Origin of the sequence: Kitasatospora sp. MAA19, assembly GCF_029894125.1 — a bacterium.
In the GTDB taxonomy this organism is placed as follows: Bacteria; Actinomycetota; Actinomycetes; order Streptomycetales; family Streptomycetaceae; genus Kitasatospora.
This window is the reverse complement of the sequence record NZ_JARXYZ010000015.1, coordinates 173601-188110: the sequence shown is the minus strand read 5'-3', so window position 1 is coordinate 188110 and position 14510 is coordinate 173601. Positions and strand designations below refer to the sequence as shown.

At 72.0% G+C, this 14510-nt stretch carries 14 protein-coding genes; 10 read left to right on the top strand and 4 right to left on the bottom strand.

Annotated elements, in window-relative coordinates; all coding sequences use genetic code 11:
• Nucleotide 1 precedes the first annotated feature (1 nt).
• The gene (locus P3T27_RS23445; protein WP_280681570.1) at nt 2-589 is read left to right on the top strand and encodes a cysteine dioxygenase family protein; all 588 of its coding nucleotides are present in this window, start codon (nt 2-4) and stop codon (nt 587-589) included.
• A gap of 595 nt (nt 590-1184) precedes the next feature.
• Here P3T27_RS23445 and P3T27_RS23440 read toward each other — a convergent pair.
• A complete protein-coding gene (locus P3T27_RS23440; RefSeq protein ID WP_280681568.1) occupies nt 1185-1790 on the bottom strand; it encodes a TetR/AcrR family transcriptional regulator in 606 nt (201 codons plus the stop codon).
• 118 nt (nt 1791-1908) lie between these two features.
• Here P3T27_RS23440 and P3T27_RS23435 point away from each other — a divergent pair, with 118 nt between their 5' ends.
• The 7 genes from P3T27_RS23435 to P3T27_RS23405 all read left to right on the top strand — a co-directional run bounded on the left by P3T27_RS23435 (nt 1909) and on the right by P3T27_RS23405 (nt 7231).
• Nucleotides 1909-3039 carry an alkene reductase gene (locus tag P3T27_RS23435; protein ID WP_280681566.1) on the top strand — a complete coding sequence of 377 codons (1131 nt, stop codon included), beginning with the start codon at nt 1909-1911 and terminating at the stop codon, nt 3037-3039.
• A gap of 23 nt (nt 3040-3062) precedes the next feature.
• Entirely contained in the window at nt 3063-3812 is a 750-nt protein-coding gene (locus P3T27_RS23430; RefSeq protein ID WP_280681565.1) for an SDR family NAD(P)-dependent oxidoreductase, read from the top strand.
• An 86-nt stretch (nt 3813-3898) separates the two neighbouring features.
• Complete coding sequence (locus P3T27_RS23425) at nt 3899-4432, top strand: alcohol dehydrogenase catalytic domain-containing protein (protein ID WP_280681563.1); 534 nt, start codon at nt 3899-3901, stop codon at nt 4430-4432.
• Nucleotides 4429-4830 (top strand): ester cyclase, encoded by a 402-nt coding sequence (locus tag P3T27_RS23420; protein WP_280681561.1) that lies wholly within the window; start codon nt 4429-4431, stop codon nt 4828-4830. Before P3T27_RS23425 ends, P3T27_RS23420 begins: the two co-directional genes overlap by 4 nt.
• Nucleotides 4831-5416: 586 nt before the next feature.
• Nucleotides 5417-6481, top strand: coding sequence for an NAD(+)/NADH kinase (locus P3T27_RS23415; RefSeq protein ID WP_280681559.1), 1065 nt, complete (start codon nt 5417-5419; stop codon nt 6479-6481).
• Between the two features lie 55 nt (nt 6482-6536).
• Complete coding sequence (locus P3T27_RS23410) at nt 6537-6686, top strand: hypothetical protein (RefSeq protein ID WP_280681608.1); 150 nt, start codon at nt 6537-6539, stop codon at nt 6684-6686.
• A gap of 107 nt (nt 6687-6793) precedes the next feature.
• Nucleotides 6794-7231 carry an SMI1/KNR4 family protein gene (locus P3T27_RS23405; RefSeq protein WP_280681558.1) on the top strand — a complete coding sequence of 146 codons (438 nt, stop codon included), beginning with the start codon at nt 6794-6796 and terminating at the stop codon, nt 7229-7231.
• A 175-nt stretch (nt 7232-7406) separates the two neighbouring features.
• Here the strand turns inward: P3T27_RS23405 and P3T27_RS23400 are convergent, their stop codons facing one another.
• The 3 genes from P3T27_RS23400 to P3T27_RS23390 form a co-directional block, all read right to left on the bottom strand.
• Complete coding sequence (locus P3T27_RS23400) at nt 7407-8828, bottom strand: FAD/NAD(P)-binding protein (RefSeq protein WP_280681556.1); 1422 nt, start codon at nt 8826-8828, stop codon at nt 7407-7409.
• 46 nt (nt 8829-8874) lie between these two features.
• Nucleotides 8875-9444, bottom strand: a complete 570-nt coding sequence (locus P3T27_RS23395; protein WP_280681554.1) for a cysteine dioxygenase family protein — start codon at nt 9442-9444, stop codon at nt 8875-8877.
• 262 nt (nt 9445-9706) lie between these two features.
• Nucleotides 9707-11311: a serine/threonine-protein kinase gene (locus P3T27_RS23390; protein WP_280681552.1), complete on the bottom strand. Its 1605-nt coding sequence runs from the start codon at nt 11309-11311 to the stop codon at nt 9707-9709.
• Between the two features lie 469 nt (nt 11312-11780).
• Between P3T27_RS23390 and P3T27_RS23385 the strand changes: the two genes are divergently transcribed.
• Nucleotides 11781-13295: a TIGR02677 family protein gene (locus P3T27_RS23385; protein ID WP_280681550.1), complete on the top strand. Its 1515-nt coding sequence runs from the start codon at nt 11781-11783 to the stop codon at nt 13293-13295.
• On the top strand, nt 13292-14506 hold the full coding sequence (locus P3T27_RS23380; RefSeq protein WP_280681548.1) for a TIGR02678 family protein: 1215 nt from the start codon (nt 13292-13294) through the stop codon (nt 14504-14506). The genes P3T27_RS23385 and P3T27_RS23380 overlap by 4 nt, the downstream gene beginning before the upstream one ends.
• The last annotated feature ends 4 nt before the right edge of the window (nt 14507-14510 follow it).

The following is a 14510-nucleotide window of genomic DNA, read 5'->3' as shown; positions in this document are numbered from 1 at the left end:
CGTGGAACCAGGCTCCAACCTCGACGAGTTCCTTGCCGACCTCGCGCGCTACGCCGCCGCGGACGTCCTGACCGCCCAGCTCACCGCGGACACCCTGCGCAAGTACCTGCGGGCCGGGCTGATCGTTCCCGACGACCTGTGCGCCGGTGACACGGACGGCTACTCGCAGCGGCTGCTGCATGCCGGACGGACGCACTCCGTGGTGGCCCTGACCTGGCTGCCCGGGCAGTCCACCCCGATCCACGACCATGTCTCCTGGTGCGTGTCAGGCGTGGTGGAGGGCGTCGAGGTGGACGAGGGGTTCCGGCTGTGGCGGCTGCCCAGATCCGGTCGCAGGGTGCTGGTGCCGTCCGGCCGGACCACCTGCTCTCCCGGCCGGGTGCAGCTCCTGGTGCCGCCCGACGAGGACATCCACCGGGTGTCGAACGGCGGCACCGGTCGCGCGGTCTCCCTGCACGTCTACGGCGCCGACATCTCGCTGAACGGGGGCAGCTCGATCAACCGGGTCTTCGGACAGGTGGTCGTGGACCTCCCGCCGGACGGGGCCCACCTGGTGAGCTGGCGGAGGCCGGACGACCTGGCCTCGTGACCGACACGTCGCGAACCGACGGGCCGTCCGCTCCGGACGGCCCGTCAGCCGTGGCCGGGTCCCCGCCCGGTCAGGAGCGCGGGGCCGAGCGGGGAGGCCGGCCCGACCGGGGCGGCCGTCACCGCTGCCGGGCAGATGAGCAGTCGTGCGCTCCGAGGCGGCGGCCGCCGCCCGAGGTGATGTGGCGCATGACGGTCGATGCGGGGCGCTTTCCAACGCGTGATCGGTCGACCGAAGCCAGGCACGGAACAACGCCGTTGTGATGACGGCTGGTTGCCTCTGGCGTTTCCGGGGCGCGGGGCTGACATGAGCTTCCCTCACGTTTTGAAGGGGGAGCAATTGGCCGCTGGCGCTGGTCCTACCCGGCAGGATCTGGTCCCCCGGTCGCTGGGGCATCCGGTCAAGCCGTTGATACCGGACGGGACCAGCGTCTGGTGATCATTGCGGTGCCGGCTCCAGGAGCCCCACGGGGCCGGACGGCGTGGACTGCATGTGACGGGCGGCTTCGGCCGCCAGGACGTCGGTCGTGTTCCGGTTGAGCGCATCCATGACCTGTGCTGTCGTCCATGGTGCCGACACGCAGCGGTGCCGGATGTCAGTCCTGGTGGGCGCGGGCGTGGAGGTCCTGGCGGGCGGCGGCGAGGATCTGGTCGGAGAGGTCCGGGTCGGTGGAGGCGACCGCACGGGCGAGGAGGAGTGCGCCCGCCATCTGGCTGAACAGGGCGAGCGCGCGCTGCCAGGCGTCCTCTTCGCTCAGGCCGGTGGCTTCCTCGACGGCTCGGGCGAAGAGCCGCATGTTTGCGGTCAGCCCGGTGGTGTAGTCGGTGCGGGCTTCGTCGTGGAGCCGGGGGGCGTCGCCGAGGAATCCGGCGTTGGGGCAGCCGTGGTCGACGTCGGCGCGGTGCTCGGGGGACAGGTACCAGTTGATCTGGCCGTGCAGCAGGTCGTGGCCCTGCTGCCGGGAGTGCTCCAGGAGAGCGGCGAGGTTTTCCTCCCCCTTGGCCATGGATCTGGCGACGACCTCGTCCACGAGGGCCGCCTTGGAGGCGAAGTGGTTGTAGAAGCCGCCGCGGGTCATGCCTGCGGCCGCCATCAGCTCGACCAGCCCGACAGCCTCGACGCCGCGCTCGCGGAACAGCGTCTCCGAGGCCTCGACGATCGCCTTGCGGTTCTGGGCCGCCTTCTCCCTGGACACCCCCATGCGGGCACCTCCTTCTGTCCTCCCACCCTAGACGATGTCGATCGACATTGACAAAGCTCGGTGGCGGGCGTAGAACGATGTCAATCGACATTGTGATGGCCGATGGAAGGAGACCCCCATGAATCCCGCGCCGTTGTTCACCCCGGTCCGCATGGGCGACCTGGAGCTGCCGAACCGGATCGCGATGGCCCCGCTGACCCGGATGCGCGCCGACAACCCCAGCCACGTGCCGACCGATCTGCAGGCGGCGTACTACGCCCAGCGGGCCGCGGCGGGCGTGATCGTGGGAGAGGCCACCGCGGTCAGCCCGGACGGCTTCGGCTGGCACGACACGCCCGGCCTGTGGAGCGCGGAGCAGGTGGCCGGCTGGCGGCGGGTGACGGAGGCCGTGCACGGCGCGGGCGGCCGGATGATCGCCCAGCTGTGGCACACCGGCTCCATCTCGCACCCGGACCTGCGCGCCGGGGCGCTGCCGGTGTCCGCCTCGGCCGTCGACCCCGTGCAGCGCAGCGTCACCGCGGCCGGCCGGGTGCCGACGGTCACCCCGAGGGCGATGTCCGTGGCCGAGATCCGCCAGACCGTGGCCGACTACGCGACGGCCGCCCGCAACGCGATCGCGGCGGGGTTCGACGGCGTGCAGATCCTGGCGAACTTCCTGTACCTGCCGGCGCAGTTCCTCAACAAGGCGACCAACCAGCGTACCGACGCCTACGGCGGGTCGATCGAGGGCCGGGCCCGACTCACCCTGGAGATCGTCGACGCGGTCGCCTCCGCGGTCGGCCCGCAGCGCACCGGGATCAAGCTGAGCCCGATGCACGAATCCGGTCCGTTCCAGGCCAACGACGAGACCCTGCCCGCGGCCGAGTACGTCATCTCCCGTCTGACGGGCCTGTCGCACCTGCTGCTGATGGGCGCCCAGACCGACTTCACCGGCACCCCGTTGGAGGCGCTGTCCGGTGACGGCATGTTCGCCCACTTCCGCCCGCTCTTCGACGGGACGCTGATCGCCAACACCGGCATGACCGGCGAACGCGGCGCCCGCCTGATCGAGACCGGCCTGGCCGACGTCATCGCGTTCGGCCGCCCGTTCATCGCCAACCCCGACCTGCCGGCCCGCCTGGCCGCCGGCGACCCGCTCGCGGACGTCGACTGGAGCACCGTCTACGCCGCCGGCCCCGCCGGATACACGGACTATCCCGCCCTTCCCACCCGCGACCTGGCCCTCGCCCCGGCCCCCGTCCAGAGCTGACCCACCCCGAAGGAGACAACCCCATGAGGCTCACCGGAAACACCGTCCTGGTCACCGGCGGCACCAGTGGCATCGGCCGCGGCCTGGCCGAGGCCCTGCACCGCCTGGGCAACACCGTCATCGTCGCCGGACGACGCCGCGCTCTCCTCGACGAGGTCGCCGCCGACAACCCCGGCATGCACACCGCCGAGCTCGACATCGCCGACCCCGACAGCATCGCCCGGGCCGCGAAGCGGGTCCTGGCCGACCACCCTGACCTGAACGTCCTGGTCAACAACGCGGGCATCATGCTCGCCGACGACCCGGCCGCCCCGCTGGACGAGGACGTCGTGGCCGCCGAGGTCACCACCAACCTGCTCGGCACCCTGCGGACGACCTCCGCCTTCATCGAGCACCTCAAGACCCGGCCCAGCGCCACGATCCTCTACAACAGCTCCACGCTGGCCTTCACCCCGCTCGCCTCGTTCGCCGTCTACTCCGCGACCAAGGCGGCCCTGCACTCCTACGCCATGTCCCAGCGCTTCGCGCTGCGCGACACCACGGTCCGCGTGCAGGAGATCACTCCGCCGTGGGTCGCGACCGGCCTGGTCGGCACCGACGACGACCCGCGGGCCATGCCCCTGGACGAGTTCATCGCCCAGACCATCGAGGCCCTGGCCGGCGACAGCGAGGAGATCGTCGTCGAGCAGGCCCGGATCTACCGGGACAACGCCGGACCGGGCGAGCACGCCTACGTCAACGAGCTCAACACCTACATGGCCACGCAGCTCTGACCGGACCCACCACAGCACGAAGGGGTGAACGGATCACGAAAGCGATCGGACTGACGCGGTTCGGCGGCCCGGAGGTGCTGCAGGTCGTGGACCTGCCCGAACCCGAGCCCGGCCCCGGCGAGGTGCGCATCCGCGTGCACGCGGCCGCGGTCAACCCCACCGACATCACCTTCCGCACCGGCGGCCGGGTCGAGCAACTCGCCCAGCGCACCGCGCCGTTCGTGCCTGGCATGGACGTGTCCGGCGTGGTCGACGAGCTCGGCCCCGGCACCGACGGCCGCCTGGCCGTCGGGGACCGCGTGGTCGCCTATGTCATCCCGTTCGGCCCGCACGGCGGCACCTGTGCCGAGCAGTTGATCGTCGCCCAGGAGTCCGTGGTGCCCGCTCCCGCGAAGGCCACCTTCCCCGAAGCCGCCACGCTGCTGCTGAACGCGGTCACCGCGCGGCTGTCCCTCGACGCGCTCGCCCTGCCCCCGGGCGGGCAGCTCGTCGTCGTGGGGCCGCAGGCGGGGTACGCGGACGCCTCGTCCTGGACTTCGCCGACCCGCGCTGCTGATCCCGCCGCACCGGAAGCAGTAGACCCCACCCCGATTCACCAAGGAGCAGGTGACCGACCATGAGTACCGAGGAGCAGAACGAGGACCTCGTCCGCGAGGCGTTCGACACGCTGTTCAACCAGCGCGACTACGCCGCGGCCGAACGCTTCTGGTCCCCCGACTACATCCAGCACAGCGCCCACATCCCGCCCGGCCGCGACGGCCTGTTCGGCCTGATCAAGAGCTTGCCCGCCGGGTTCGGGCACGAGGCCGAACTGATCGCCGCGCAAGGCGACATGGTCATCGTGCGCGGCCGGTTCACCGGACACGGCCTGCCCGCCCCGTGGATCGCCGTCGACTTCGTCCGCGTCGAGAACGGCCTCCTCGCGGAGCACTGGGACGTGATCGAGGACGAGGCCACCCGCGAGCAGTCCGCCAGCGGCCTGCCGATGTACGGCGACACCTTCCCCGAGGACCGCTGACCCGCCGTACCCGCACCTGCGACGTGCGTCCGAGCCGACGAGAGCCGCCGGCCGGGCTGCCGTTCCCAGCCGAACCCCCGTACCACGATCCACCGCTACCGTCCTGCCGCGCATCCCGATCCAGCGCTGCGGCACCCCCGGTACCTCGCAGGTCAAGGCCAACATCGGGGGCATCGACGACCTCACCTTCATCGGCGGCGGCGACAACATCATCGCCGCGCTCGACCCCGCCAACCAGGTCGCCCTGATCAAGCCCGACGGCTCTGGCCGGAGGCTACGACCTGCGGCTCGGGCTGTTCGCCGCGACCATCGGGGTGGGCCTGCTGATCGGGGGGCTCGGCCGGCGCGGCCGCGCAGACGACGTGGTGATCGGCAGCGTCTTCGCCTGGATCCTCGGTCTGGGCGCCTTCTTCCTGACCGTCTACACCACCTCCCGCAGCGGCTCGCAAGCCCGGCCAGCCGCTGACGGCCCCATCCCGGCGAGCCGATTGCACGCCGAGGCCCCACCATGGGTCAGGAAAGAGCGCGCGGCCCCGCACCCCGGCGGGCAGAGCCGTGGCACCGCGGCAACAAGACAAGGTCCTCCATGCCCGTGCACCGCGTCGGACTGGTCGTCCATCAGGGCCGCGCCGCCGCGCGGGACGGCGCGCGCGCCGTGCACGCCTGGTGTGAGGCGCACGACGTCCCCTGCACCGAGATCGATGTCTGGTCGGAGGACCACCAGCGCCGCTCCGGACGCGAGGAAGCCTACGCCGCCGGGAACCCGGACCTGGTCGTCACCCTCGGCGGGGACGGGACCTTCCTGCGCGGCGCCCGGATCGCCATGAAGACCGGAGCCAGCGTGCTCGGCGTCGACCTGGGAAAGGTCGGCTTCCTCACCGAGGTGCCGGTCTGCGACCTCACCGCCGGCCTCGACGCCGTCCACACCGGCCACGCCCCGGTCGAGGAGCGCATGACGCTGACCATGCGCGCCTCCAGGCCACCGGAGGTGCCCGCGGAGATGGAGGCCTTCCTCTGCTACGGGCGCGGCCCCGCCCTGCCGCCACTGCAGGTGCGGCCGGAGAGCACCGCGGGCGCCGGCTGGGGCCTGGCCCTGGACGTCAACGCCCTCAACGACGTGGTGCTGGAGAAGCTCGCCCGTGACCACCAGCTCAGCGCAGGCGTCTACATCTCCGGCAGGCTGCTCGCCGCCTACTCGGCCGACGCCCTCGTCGTCGCCACGCCCACCGGCTCGACCGCCTACAGCTTCGCCGCCGGCGGCCCCGTGCTGTCCCCGCACATGGACGCGGTCGTGTTCACCCCGATCGCAGCCCACATGACCTTCAACCGCACCGTCGTCGCAGCCCCCGACGAACCGGTCGCGCTGCGCATCCTGCCGCACTCCGGCCGTGCCGCGGTCAGCATCGACGGCCAGCTCCGGGGAGTCCTCGGCCCGGGCGACTGGATCGGCGTCTACCGTGCACCGCAACGCGTGCGGCTCATCCGCCTCCAGCCCACCGACTTCTACGGCCGCCTGCGGGACCGCTTCCGGCTCACCGACGCACCAGCCACCGCGACCGACGGGGAGTCCGCCCCGTTCTTCCGCCCCGACTCCGCCGTGCCCCCGGACCTGGCGGACCTGCGCCTGCCACCTCCCACCGCGGCCCGCTGAACGCCTCCCGGCCGCGCGGTCCGATTCGCGCTCAGGGACAGGGCCGCAGATCGATGTGCGCCGCCCAGCCGTTGGGCACCTGGTCGGCCGAGCTTGGGACGGCCTCGTCCACGTCGACTTCGCGCCGCAGCGCCGCACCCCGAAGGCCTCGTACGCCTGGTACCGCGACCTGATCGCCGCCCACCGTGCCGCGCACGGGCGGTAGTTGGCGATCCGAGGTTGAGGCGGCATCCGTCTGAACCCGAGAGCAGCCGCGATCGCGTCCGGGCGCCGAACGTACAATCGCCGGACGGGCAGGTGCGGGAGGGTGCAGTGGAACCCTTCGAGGGCTTCGACGTCGGCGGCTTCTGGGACGACTCGGCGTACGCGCTGGAGCAGTACGTGGAGGAGGCGCCGCCCTCGCGGGAGTCGATCGCGTCGTTGGAGGAGGAACTCGGCGGATACCGGCTGCCCGACTCCTACCTCGCGCTGATGACCGCGCACAACGGTGGTACTCCGACCCGGGCCTGCTTCCCCATGGCAGAGCCGACCTCCTGGGCCGACGATTACATCGAGATCACCGGGATCCGGGGTGCCGGGCGGACGCGGCCGCAGTCGCTCGGCGGCGAGTTCGGCAGCCGGTTCTGGATCGACATGTGGGAGTACCCCGACATCGGCGTGTACTTCGCCGCCGACGGTTACCGGCTGACCGACGCCGCGGTCGCCGCGCTGCTCGACGAGCTGGCGACCGTCTCCGTGGGGCGCGGGTAACCGTACTGGTCAGGGCGACGGCGTACCCCGCAGGCGCCGGCGCCCGATCCGGCGCCCGATCCGGCGCCCGATCCGGCGCGGGAGCGCGGCGACCGGGCGCGGCGGGGCCGCGCCGCCGCCCTGGCGGACCGTTGCGACCAGAACGCCCCGCCTGATCGCCGACGGACCCGCCGGCTCAGTGGGCCGGTGCCGGCTCGCTCCGCGTTTCGACCGTGCTGCGGTCGAGCAGCAGCAGGGCGAGGTCGTCGGCCTGGCAGCGGATCTCCGGGATGGCGGTGGTCTCCAGCAGGTTGCCGCGCCGCAGCGAGCCCAGCGTCCACAGCGGTGCCGGTGCCCGGTTCTCGGTGGGGCGCAGCCGGCCGTGGGCGGTGGTGTCGAAGCCGCCGCCGGTGGGGGCGGGTGAGCCGAGGCCGGTGGTGAGCAGGTTGGTGACCAGGGGGTCGTCGGTCCGGGTGAGGTGGGTTTCGGAGCCGGTGCAGTTCAGTACTGCGCCCACGCGTAGTCGGCGGCCGTCGTCCAACTGGACCTCGATCACGTCGCCGGGCATGTCCGCAGTGGTCTCGGCGTCGGTCACGGTGCCCTGGCCGATGCTGACCAGGCCTGCGTCGATGGCGGCGTGCAGGGCCTGGGCGCTGACGGGCGGGATGCGGTGGCGGTGGGTCTCCCAGAGTCGGAGGTCCTGGGCCAGCAGTTGGGCCTGGTCGGTGGGTGGCAGCTGCTGCCACAGGGCGCTGGTGAGGGGGCGGAGGCTGTCGACTCCCACGCGCCAGTCGCCGTGGACGCGGCGGCAGTGGGCGATCTGGCGCAGCACTGCGCGGCGCAGTGCGGCCAGTCCTGAGCGGGCGTCGAGCTGCGGGGTGGCCGGGGCTTTCGGGGCGATGAGCGGGGTGGTGGCGTGTGGTTGGGGGATCAGGCCGTGCCGTGACACGGCGTGGACGATGCGTCCGGGGTGCTGCAGGCTGAGTGCCATGTCGACCATGGTCAGGCCGGTACCGACGAGCAGGACGTCGCGGTCTGCGGGGACCTTCGTCAGGGCGCCGGGTACCCAGGGGTCGGCCAGGAACACCGCCGAGTCGCGCAGTGCCGGTGGCGCCCAGGCCAGGCCGGGTGCGAAGTTGCCCAGGGCCAGTACCGCGGCGTCGACCTCGAGTGACTGCCCGTCGCGCAGGCGCAGGCTCAGCGGCCGGGCGGCCGTGCGGGGTTGGTGGGTGATGGCGACGACGCGGTCGGGCACCCGGACCAGGTCGGGGGTGTCGCGGTGGTCGCTCGCCGTCTGAAGGCTCTCGGCGAGGTACTGGCCGAACAGGCGGCGGGGTACGAAGTCGTGTTCGCCGCCGTAGCTGCCGAGCCAGCGCACGAAGTGGCCGGGGTCGTCCCGGTGGGCGCTCATCCGGCCGGCCGGGACGTTCAGCAAGTGGTGCGGTGCGTCGGTGCCGAACGCCAGTCCCGCGCCTGCGGGTTCGGGGTCGATGAGCCAGATCCGGGCCGGTGCCGGCCGGCCGGCGGCCGCGTGGTGGAGCAGGCGCAGCGCCGTCAGGGTGCCGGCGGCTCCCGCGCCCACCACGGCGATGTCGTGAGTGGTACTGCTGTGGTTCACGGGGAGACTGTCCTTTCCGGGCGGCTGTCCGCCGCCGGAGAAGAATTCACTGCTCGCCCTCGGGCGCGCGGTAGATTCGGCGGATGCTGGTGCCCAGCCGAGCGATGTCCGCGCCGTAGACGTGGATCGAGATCGCCTTGGTCGAACAGGAGTTGCGCACCCGGTGGATGTCGCCGGGCGGCGCGAAGGCGGCGATCGCGCCGGTGGGGTTCACCACGTCCTCGGTCGGGATCAGCCGGGACGTCCGCCCGTCGGTCGTCAGCCGGTAGCGGCGCTCGCGCTCCTGGCCCTCGTGCACGCCGGTGACGCACCAGGAGACGTGGTCGTGGATCTGGGTCTGCTGGCCCGGCAGCCAGACCAGCGTGACGATCGAGAAACTGCCGTCCGGCTCGGCGTGCAGCAGGTGCTGCCGGTAGCTGTCGGGGTCGCCCTCGCACTGTGCGGCGGTGAGCAGATCCGCGGTGCCGAGCACGGGAGCGAGCAGCTCGCCGACCAGATGGGCCGTCAACTCCGGCGACTGGGCGCGCTGGATGACCTCGCGGATGCCGACGACGAGGTCGTCGATCCGTGTCGTGACCCGGGCGGCGACCGCGCCGGACGCGGTGGGAGACGTCATGCGGCCAACATCGAGCCGAACGTGCTGCCCTGTCTAACGACGATTCATAAGCCTCTCACCAAACGGCACTTATGGACCGGTGGTGCAGCTGTGGGGTGACCGCGGGCAGGGCGGTGGTTACCCAGGGTCCCGGGTGTGACACATTCCGTTCCATAAGGAGAATTTGGGTGACCCGAAGGATGGAACGGCCGACGGCGACCGCCGGCGAAGGGCTCGGGGTCCCGCACCGGTGGTGTGGCGGAGCGGTCGCCGGCCGGATCCCCTACTGGGGGCGTACCTGGGTCCTCTGCACGGTGCCCTGGAAGTCCGCCGACAGGTAGGCACTGCCGGATGCGTCCTTGACGTAGACCAGCACCGCGGGCCCCGGGTTGAAGGTGTCGTACTGCACGACGACGTACTCGTCGGTCGGGTGGGCGATGCCGAGGGTGGTGTAGGCCCGCTGCAGGAGCCCGGGGAGCTTGTTCCAGTCGACGGCGTTGAGGTCCACTGCCTTGTCCCTGCTGGACATGGTGCCGCCACCGTTCGGATCCCGGGAGGGCTTGCCGTCCCGGTAGCTGAACTTGTCGTAGAGCCTTGGGTCCCCCGGGGCGGGCGCGCGACTGTACGCGTTGTCCGCGGCGAGCCAGAACTCCACGACCTGGGTGCCTCCCATCTTCGGGCCCATCGCCTGGATCACCGAGCGCGCGCCCTCCGGGGTGATCAGGCCCGGGTGCTCGGGGGAGGCGGCGGCCGGCCTGTAGTCCGACGGGTCGGCCTCCGAAGAGCGGTGGTTCACCGTCCACCCGATGGCGGTGGCCAGAACGGCGGCGGCCAGCCAACTGGACCAGATCGCCGTGCGCCTGGCAGGGCCGCGGACCGGCTGGGGCCGGTCCGCCTGCGGGCGTTCGTCCTCAAGGCGTTGTGGGCGTTCGTCCTCAAGGCGCGTGGGGGAGGGCGCGTCGGTTCGCGTACTCAACCGCAGGGTGTTCGTCGAGTTCAACCGTGCGGTGTCCATCGAGGCCCGTACGGCCTCGGCCGTCGGCTCCGCCCCTGCTTCGGCCGCAGCGAGCAGCCGGTCGAGTTGTTCGGCGTCCGGCCGGGCCGCGGCGTCCCGGACCAGCAGGGCGGCGAGTACGGTGCCCAGCGGCCCGGACTGCACGGGCGGGGGGATCGGCTCGTCGAGCACGGCGACGAGCGTGGCGAAGTTGGTGGCGCGTCGCAGCGGGTTCCGGCCCTCGACGGCGACGTAGAGCATCATCCCCAACGACCAGAGGTCCGAGGCCGGGTTGCCCTCCTCGCCGCGGATCCGCTCGGGGGCGATGTACTCGGGTGAGCCGATCAGCCCGCCGGTGGTGGTCAGACTGGTCGACTCCCGCAGCGCGGCGATGCCGAAGTCGGTGAGCACCGGTGTGCCGTCGGGGCGCAGCAGGACGTTCCCGGGCTTGACATCGCGATGCTGGATACCGGCCGCGTGAGCGGCGCTCAGTGCGGACAGCACACCTCGGCCGAGCCGGGCGGCCTCGGCCGGCGACATCGGGCCCCGCACCAGCCGGTCATGCAGCGAGCCGCCGGTCACCAACTCCATGACCAGCCAGGGATACGGGAACTCGGGCAGGTCGACGATGTGATAGATCGTCACCACGTGCGGGTTGTCGAGCCGGGCCAGCGAACGGGCCTCGCGAAGCACCCGCTCGCGCACGATCCGAGCGGTCTTCGGGTCGCCGTCGAGCGGCGCCGGGTCGGGCGGACGTACCTCCTTCAGCGCGACCTCGCGGTGCAACGCGATGTCGCGTGCCCGCCACACCAGCCCCATGCCGCCGCCGCCGAGTCGCTCCAGGAGTTCGAAGCGACCATCGATGAGCCGGCTGTTCGGCCCCCCTGTGTCCATGGCGGTCATGGTAGGGCTCGGGTCCGGTCGGGCCCGCAGGGGGTCGTGGGTTGATCCCTTGACGATGACAGGGTGTTCGACGGGCCGAGGGCTACCGCCGGCGCTTCGGGCTCGCGAGCGGGGTCAAGGGCGCGATGGCCCGGCGGACCGAATGCGCAGCAGGGCCGTTGGCCTCGCTGGGGACCTGCCGGATGCCGTCGGAACAGCGCGCTCCGGCGGAGACCGGTGAGGGCGGCGGCCTTGAAGCGGTGGATCTCGTCGCGGCCGTGCATGGTGGCGCGGGGGTCCAGTCCCCGTGGGCCAGCTGCCCCGTCTTCCAGTGCATCCGGATGCACGTGGGCTGTCACCGTGTAGCACACGGGGGCTGCGCGGATGCGATGTCAAGGGTTCCCGTCGGGGTGACAGTGCGTCCGCGTACTGTGGTGCCCGGAGGAGGGGAGGGGAACCGTTGCGCAGGGTGCCGCCGGAGATGTTCCGGTTCACGACGGGGGAGAAGGCCGATTTCTACGGTGCGATCCTCCAGGCCTTCGGTGCGGCCAATGAGCGGTTGGAGACCGCGCTCGGGTTGGACGAAGTCCGCGCCAGGTTGCGGACGGTCGGCTGGCTGGACGCGGTGCACGACGACGATCTTCAGGAGGCGCTGCGGAAGCTCAGGGAGTGGCAGCTGCTGGACGTCGTGCAGAACCACGCGGAGAACTACCGCACCGCCGAGGAGTACGAGCGCCGCAACCTCCAGTACTCGCTGACCCGGCGCGGAGAGGCAGCGTTCGCCGGGGTCGAACACGCCCTGTCCGTCCTCGCATCGACCGGTGCGCTCCAGACGGCGGTGCTGGAGGCGATCACGGACCGGCTCGACGAGCTGTATGTCCTGCTGGAGGACTCCGCGTCCTCGGACCGGCGGGTCTTCAGCACGCTGCAGGAGCTGGAGGGCCATCTGGAGGCGCTGCTGGCCAACACCAAGGCGTTCAACGGCGAGTTGCAGCGCCTGCTGCGGGCCGAGGGCGCGGACCTGGCGACCTTCCGCGAGGTGAAGGCCGCGACGGTCGCCTATCTCCAGGAGTTCCTCGTCAACCTTGACCAGCGGGGACAGGCGGTCGTCTCCGCAGTGGAGCGGGTCGAGGGGCGGGGGGTGAGCCTGCTGCACGAGCGGGCGCTGCGGGGGGCCGAGCTGCCGCCGGTTGCCGACGGCGATCCCGCGCCGGCGTGGTTGGAGCGGCGCCGGGCGCGCTGGGATGGGCTTCGAGCCTGGTTCCGGCCGGCGGACGGGGCACGACCCCGAGTGGAACAGCTGCACGACGTGGCGCGCCGCGCGATCGTGACGCTCCTCCAGGTCCTCGACCGGATCACCGAGTCGCGGCGCCGCTCCTCCAGCGCCGTGCAGGACTTCCGGGAACTGGCCCGCTGGTTCGCCGCGGCCCCCACCGAGGACGACCTGCACCGCCTGTGGTCGGCCGCCTTCGGCCTCGGCCCTGCCCGCCACGCCTATCTCGCGCACCCCGACCCCGAGTTGGTGCCCTCCTCGGGCAGCTGGGCCGAGGCCCCGCCGGTGGAGGTGTCGGCCCTGCTGCGCACCAGCGGCCGCACCGAGAGGTTCACGCGCACCGGCAAGGTGCGCGACATCGGCGGTATCAAGGCGGCCCGGGCCGAGCGGGCCCGTAAGGAGCGTGCCGAACTCGAAGCGGCCTGGGACGTCCTGGGCACCGACGGCCCGGTGCGGCTCTCCGGCTTCGGCATGCTTGACCACGCCGTCTTCGAGCGGCTGCTCGACCTCCTCGGCAAGGCGCTGGCGGTACGGCCGGACGGCAGCGGCGTGCGCCGGGCGGTCACCTCGGACGGCCGGGTCGAGATCGTCCTCCGGCCGCTGCCCGATGCCGGACGGGCCGTCCTGCGGACGTCTCGTGGGACGCTGGAGGGGCCCGACTACCTGGTGGAGATCCGCAGCCCCGGCAGCCCGCTCTCGTCCGTCGTGAAGGAGACGGGATGAGCACCCTTGCCAACCAGCTGGTGCTGGCCGAGCGGGAGGACGTCGCCCGGGGCATCAGACTGCTCCTCGGCCGGCCGCTGATCACCGAACGCGCAGACCCGTCCGCCTTCGAGCTGGTCCGCCGTCGTCAGGACCCGCTGACGAAGTGGTTCGACTACCACTGCGGCTGGCAGCTGGTGGTCGAGCCGCGCCTGGGATACGCGCGTCTGCTCAAGATCCGGACCGTGCCCGACGCATCGCGCCCCGCCCGCCGACTGCGGTCCGGTAAGGCGCCGTTCGACCGCCGTCGCTACACCCTGCTGTGTGTCGTCGCGGCCGAGCTGCTTCCGGTCCCGGTGACGACGGTCGGCCTGCTCGCCGACCGCGTCGTCCAGGCCTGTGCGGCCGACGAGGCGCTGCCGCCCTTCGACACGGCGAGCAAGCCCGAGCGCATGGCCTTCGTGGACGTCCTCAAGCTACTGGAGGCGTACGGTGCGATCCTCACCGTGGACGGCGTCACGGAGAGCTTCGTCGACTCGGCGGGGGCCAAGGTGCTCTACCGGGTGGATGCCACCGTGCTGATGCGCCTGCTCGCCGCACCCGTCGGGCCGTCCCGACTGGCCGTGCCGGCGGAGGACGTACCGCTGCGCTTCGAGGAACTCCTGCGGAGCACTGTGCGCGAGAGCCGGTACGGCGGTGCCGACGCCTCCGACGCGCAACGCAACCTCAGGCTGCGGCACTCGGTGCTGCGCCGGCTCTTCGACGATCCCGTCCTCCATCATGACGAGCTCGGCGCCGACGAACTGGGCTACCTCACCTCGCCGACAGGACGCCAGATCGTCCGGCGCGCAGCCGAACAGGGCGGCTTCGTGCTGGAAGAACGGGCCGACGGCCTGCTGCTCGTCGATCCGGACGGGATCGCCACCGACAGCCGCTTCCCGGACGATTCCGCGACGGCCCGGGTCGCCGCCCTGCTCCTGCTGGAACCGCTGACGGCCGCTGAGAGCGGGCTGACGCCGGAACAGCTCACGGTCGAGGCGAACGAACTGCTGCGGCGCTTCCCCCGGTGGGCGAAGAGCTACCAGTCGGAGGACGGCGCCCAGCGCCTCACGGTCGACGCCGTCCGTGTCCTCACCGACTTCGGCCTGGCCCGCCGGATCGGCGACCGTACCGTTCCCCGGCCCGCGGCGTTCCGGTACCGGGCCACCGTGACCGACGGTCCCACAACCTGACCAG

Excerpts from the sequence above, each read along its gene's own strand:
- P3T27_RS23440 (WP_280681568.1), bottom strand. The coding sequence starts at position 1,790 with ATGGGGGTGTCCAGGGAGAAGGCGGCCCAGAACCGCAAGGCGATCGTC.
- P3T27_RS23435 (WP_280681566.1), top strand. The coding sequence starts at position 1,909 with ATGAATCCCGCGCCGTTGTTCACCCCGGTCCGCATGGGCGACCTGGAG.
- P3T27_RS23430 (WP_280681565.1), top strand. The coding sequence starts at position 3,063 with ATGAGGCTCACCGGAAACACCGTCCTGGTCACCGGCGGCACCAGTGGC.
- P3T27_RS23420 (WP_280681561.1), top strand. The coding sequence starts at position 4,429 with ATGAGTACCGAGGAGCAGAACGAGGACCTCGTCCGCGAGGCGTTCGAC.
- P3T27_RS23415 (WP_280681559.1), top strand. The coding sequence starts at position 5,417 with ATGCCCGTGCACCGCGTCGGACTGGTCGTCCATCAGGGCCGCGCCGCC.
- P3T27_RS23395 (WP_280681554.1), bottom strand. The coding sequence starts at position 9,444 with ATGACGTCTCCCACCGCGTCCGGCGCGGTCGCCGCCCGGGTCACGACA.
- P3T27_RS23390 (WP_280681552.1), bottom strand. The coding sequence starts at position 11,311 with ATGGACACAGGGGGGCCGAACAGCCGGCTCATCGATGGTCGCTTCGAA.
- P3T27_RS23385 (WP_280681550.1), top strand. The coding sequence starts at position 11,781 with ATGTTCCGGTTCACGACGGGGGAGAAGGCCGATTTCTACGGTGCGATC.
- P3T27_RS23380 (WP_280681548.1), top strand. The coding sequence starts at position 13,292 with ATGAGCACCCTTGCCAACCAGCTGGTGCTGGCCGAGCGGGAGGACGTC.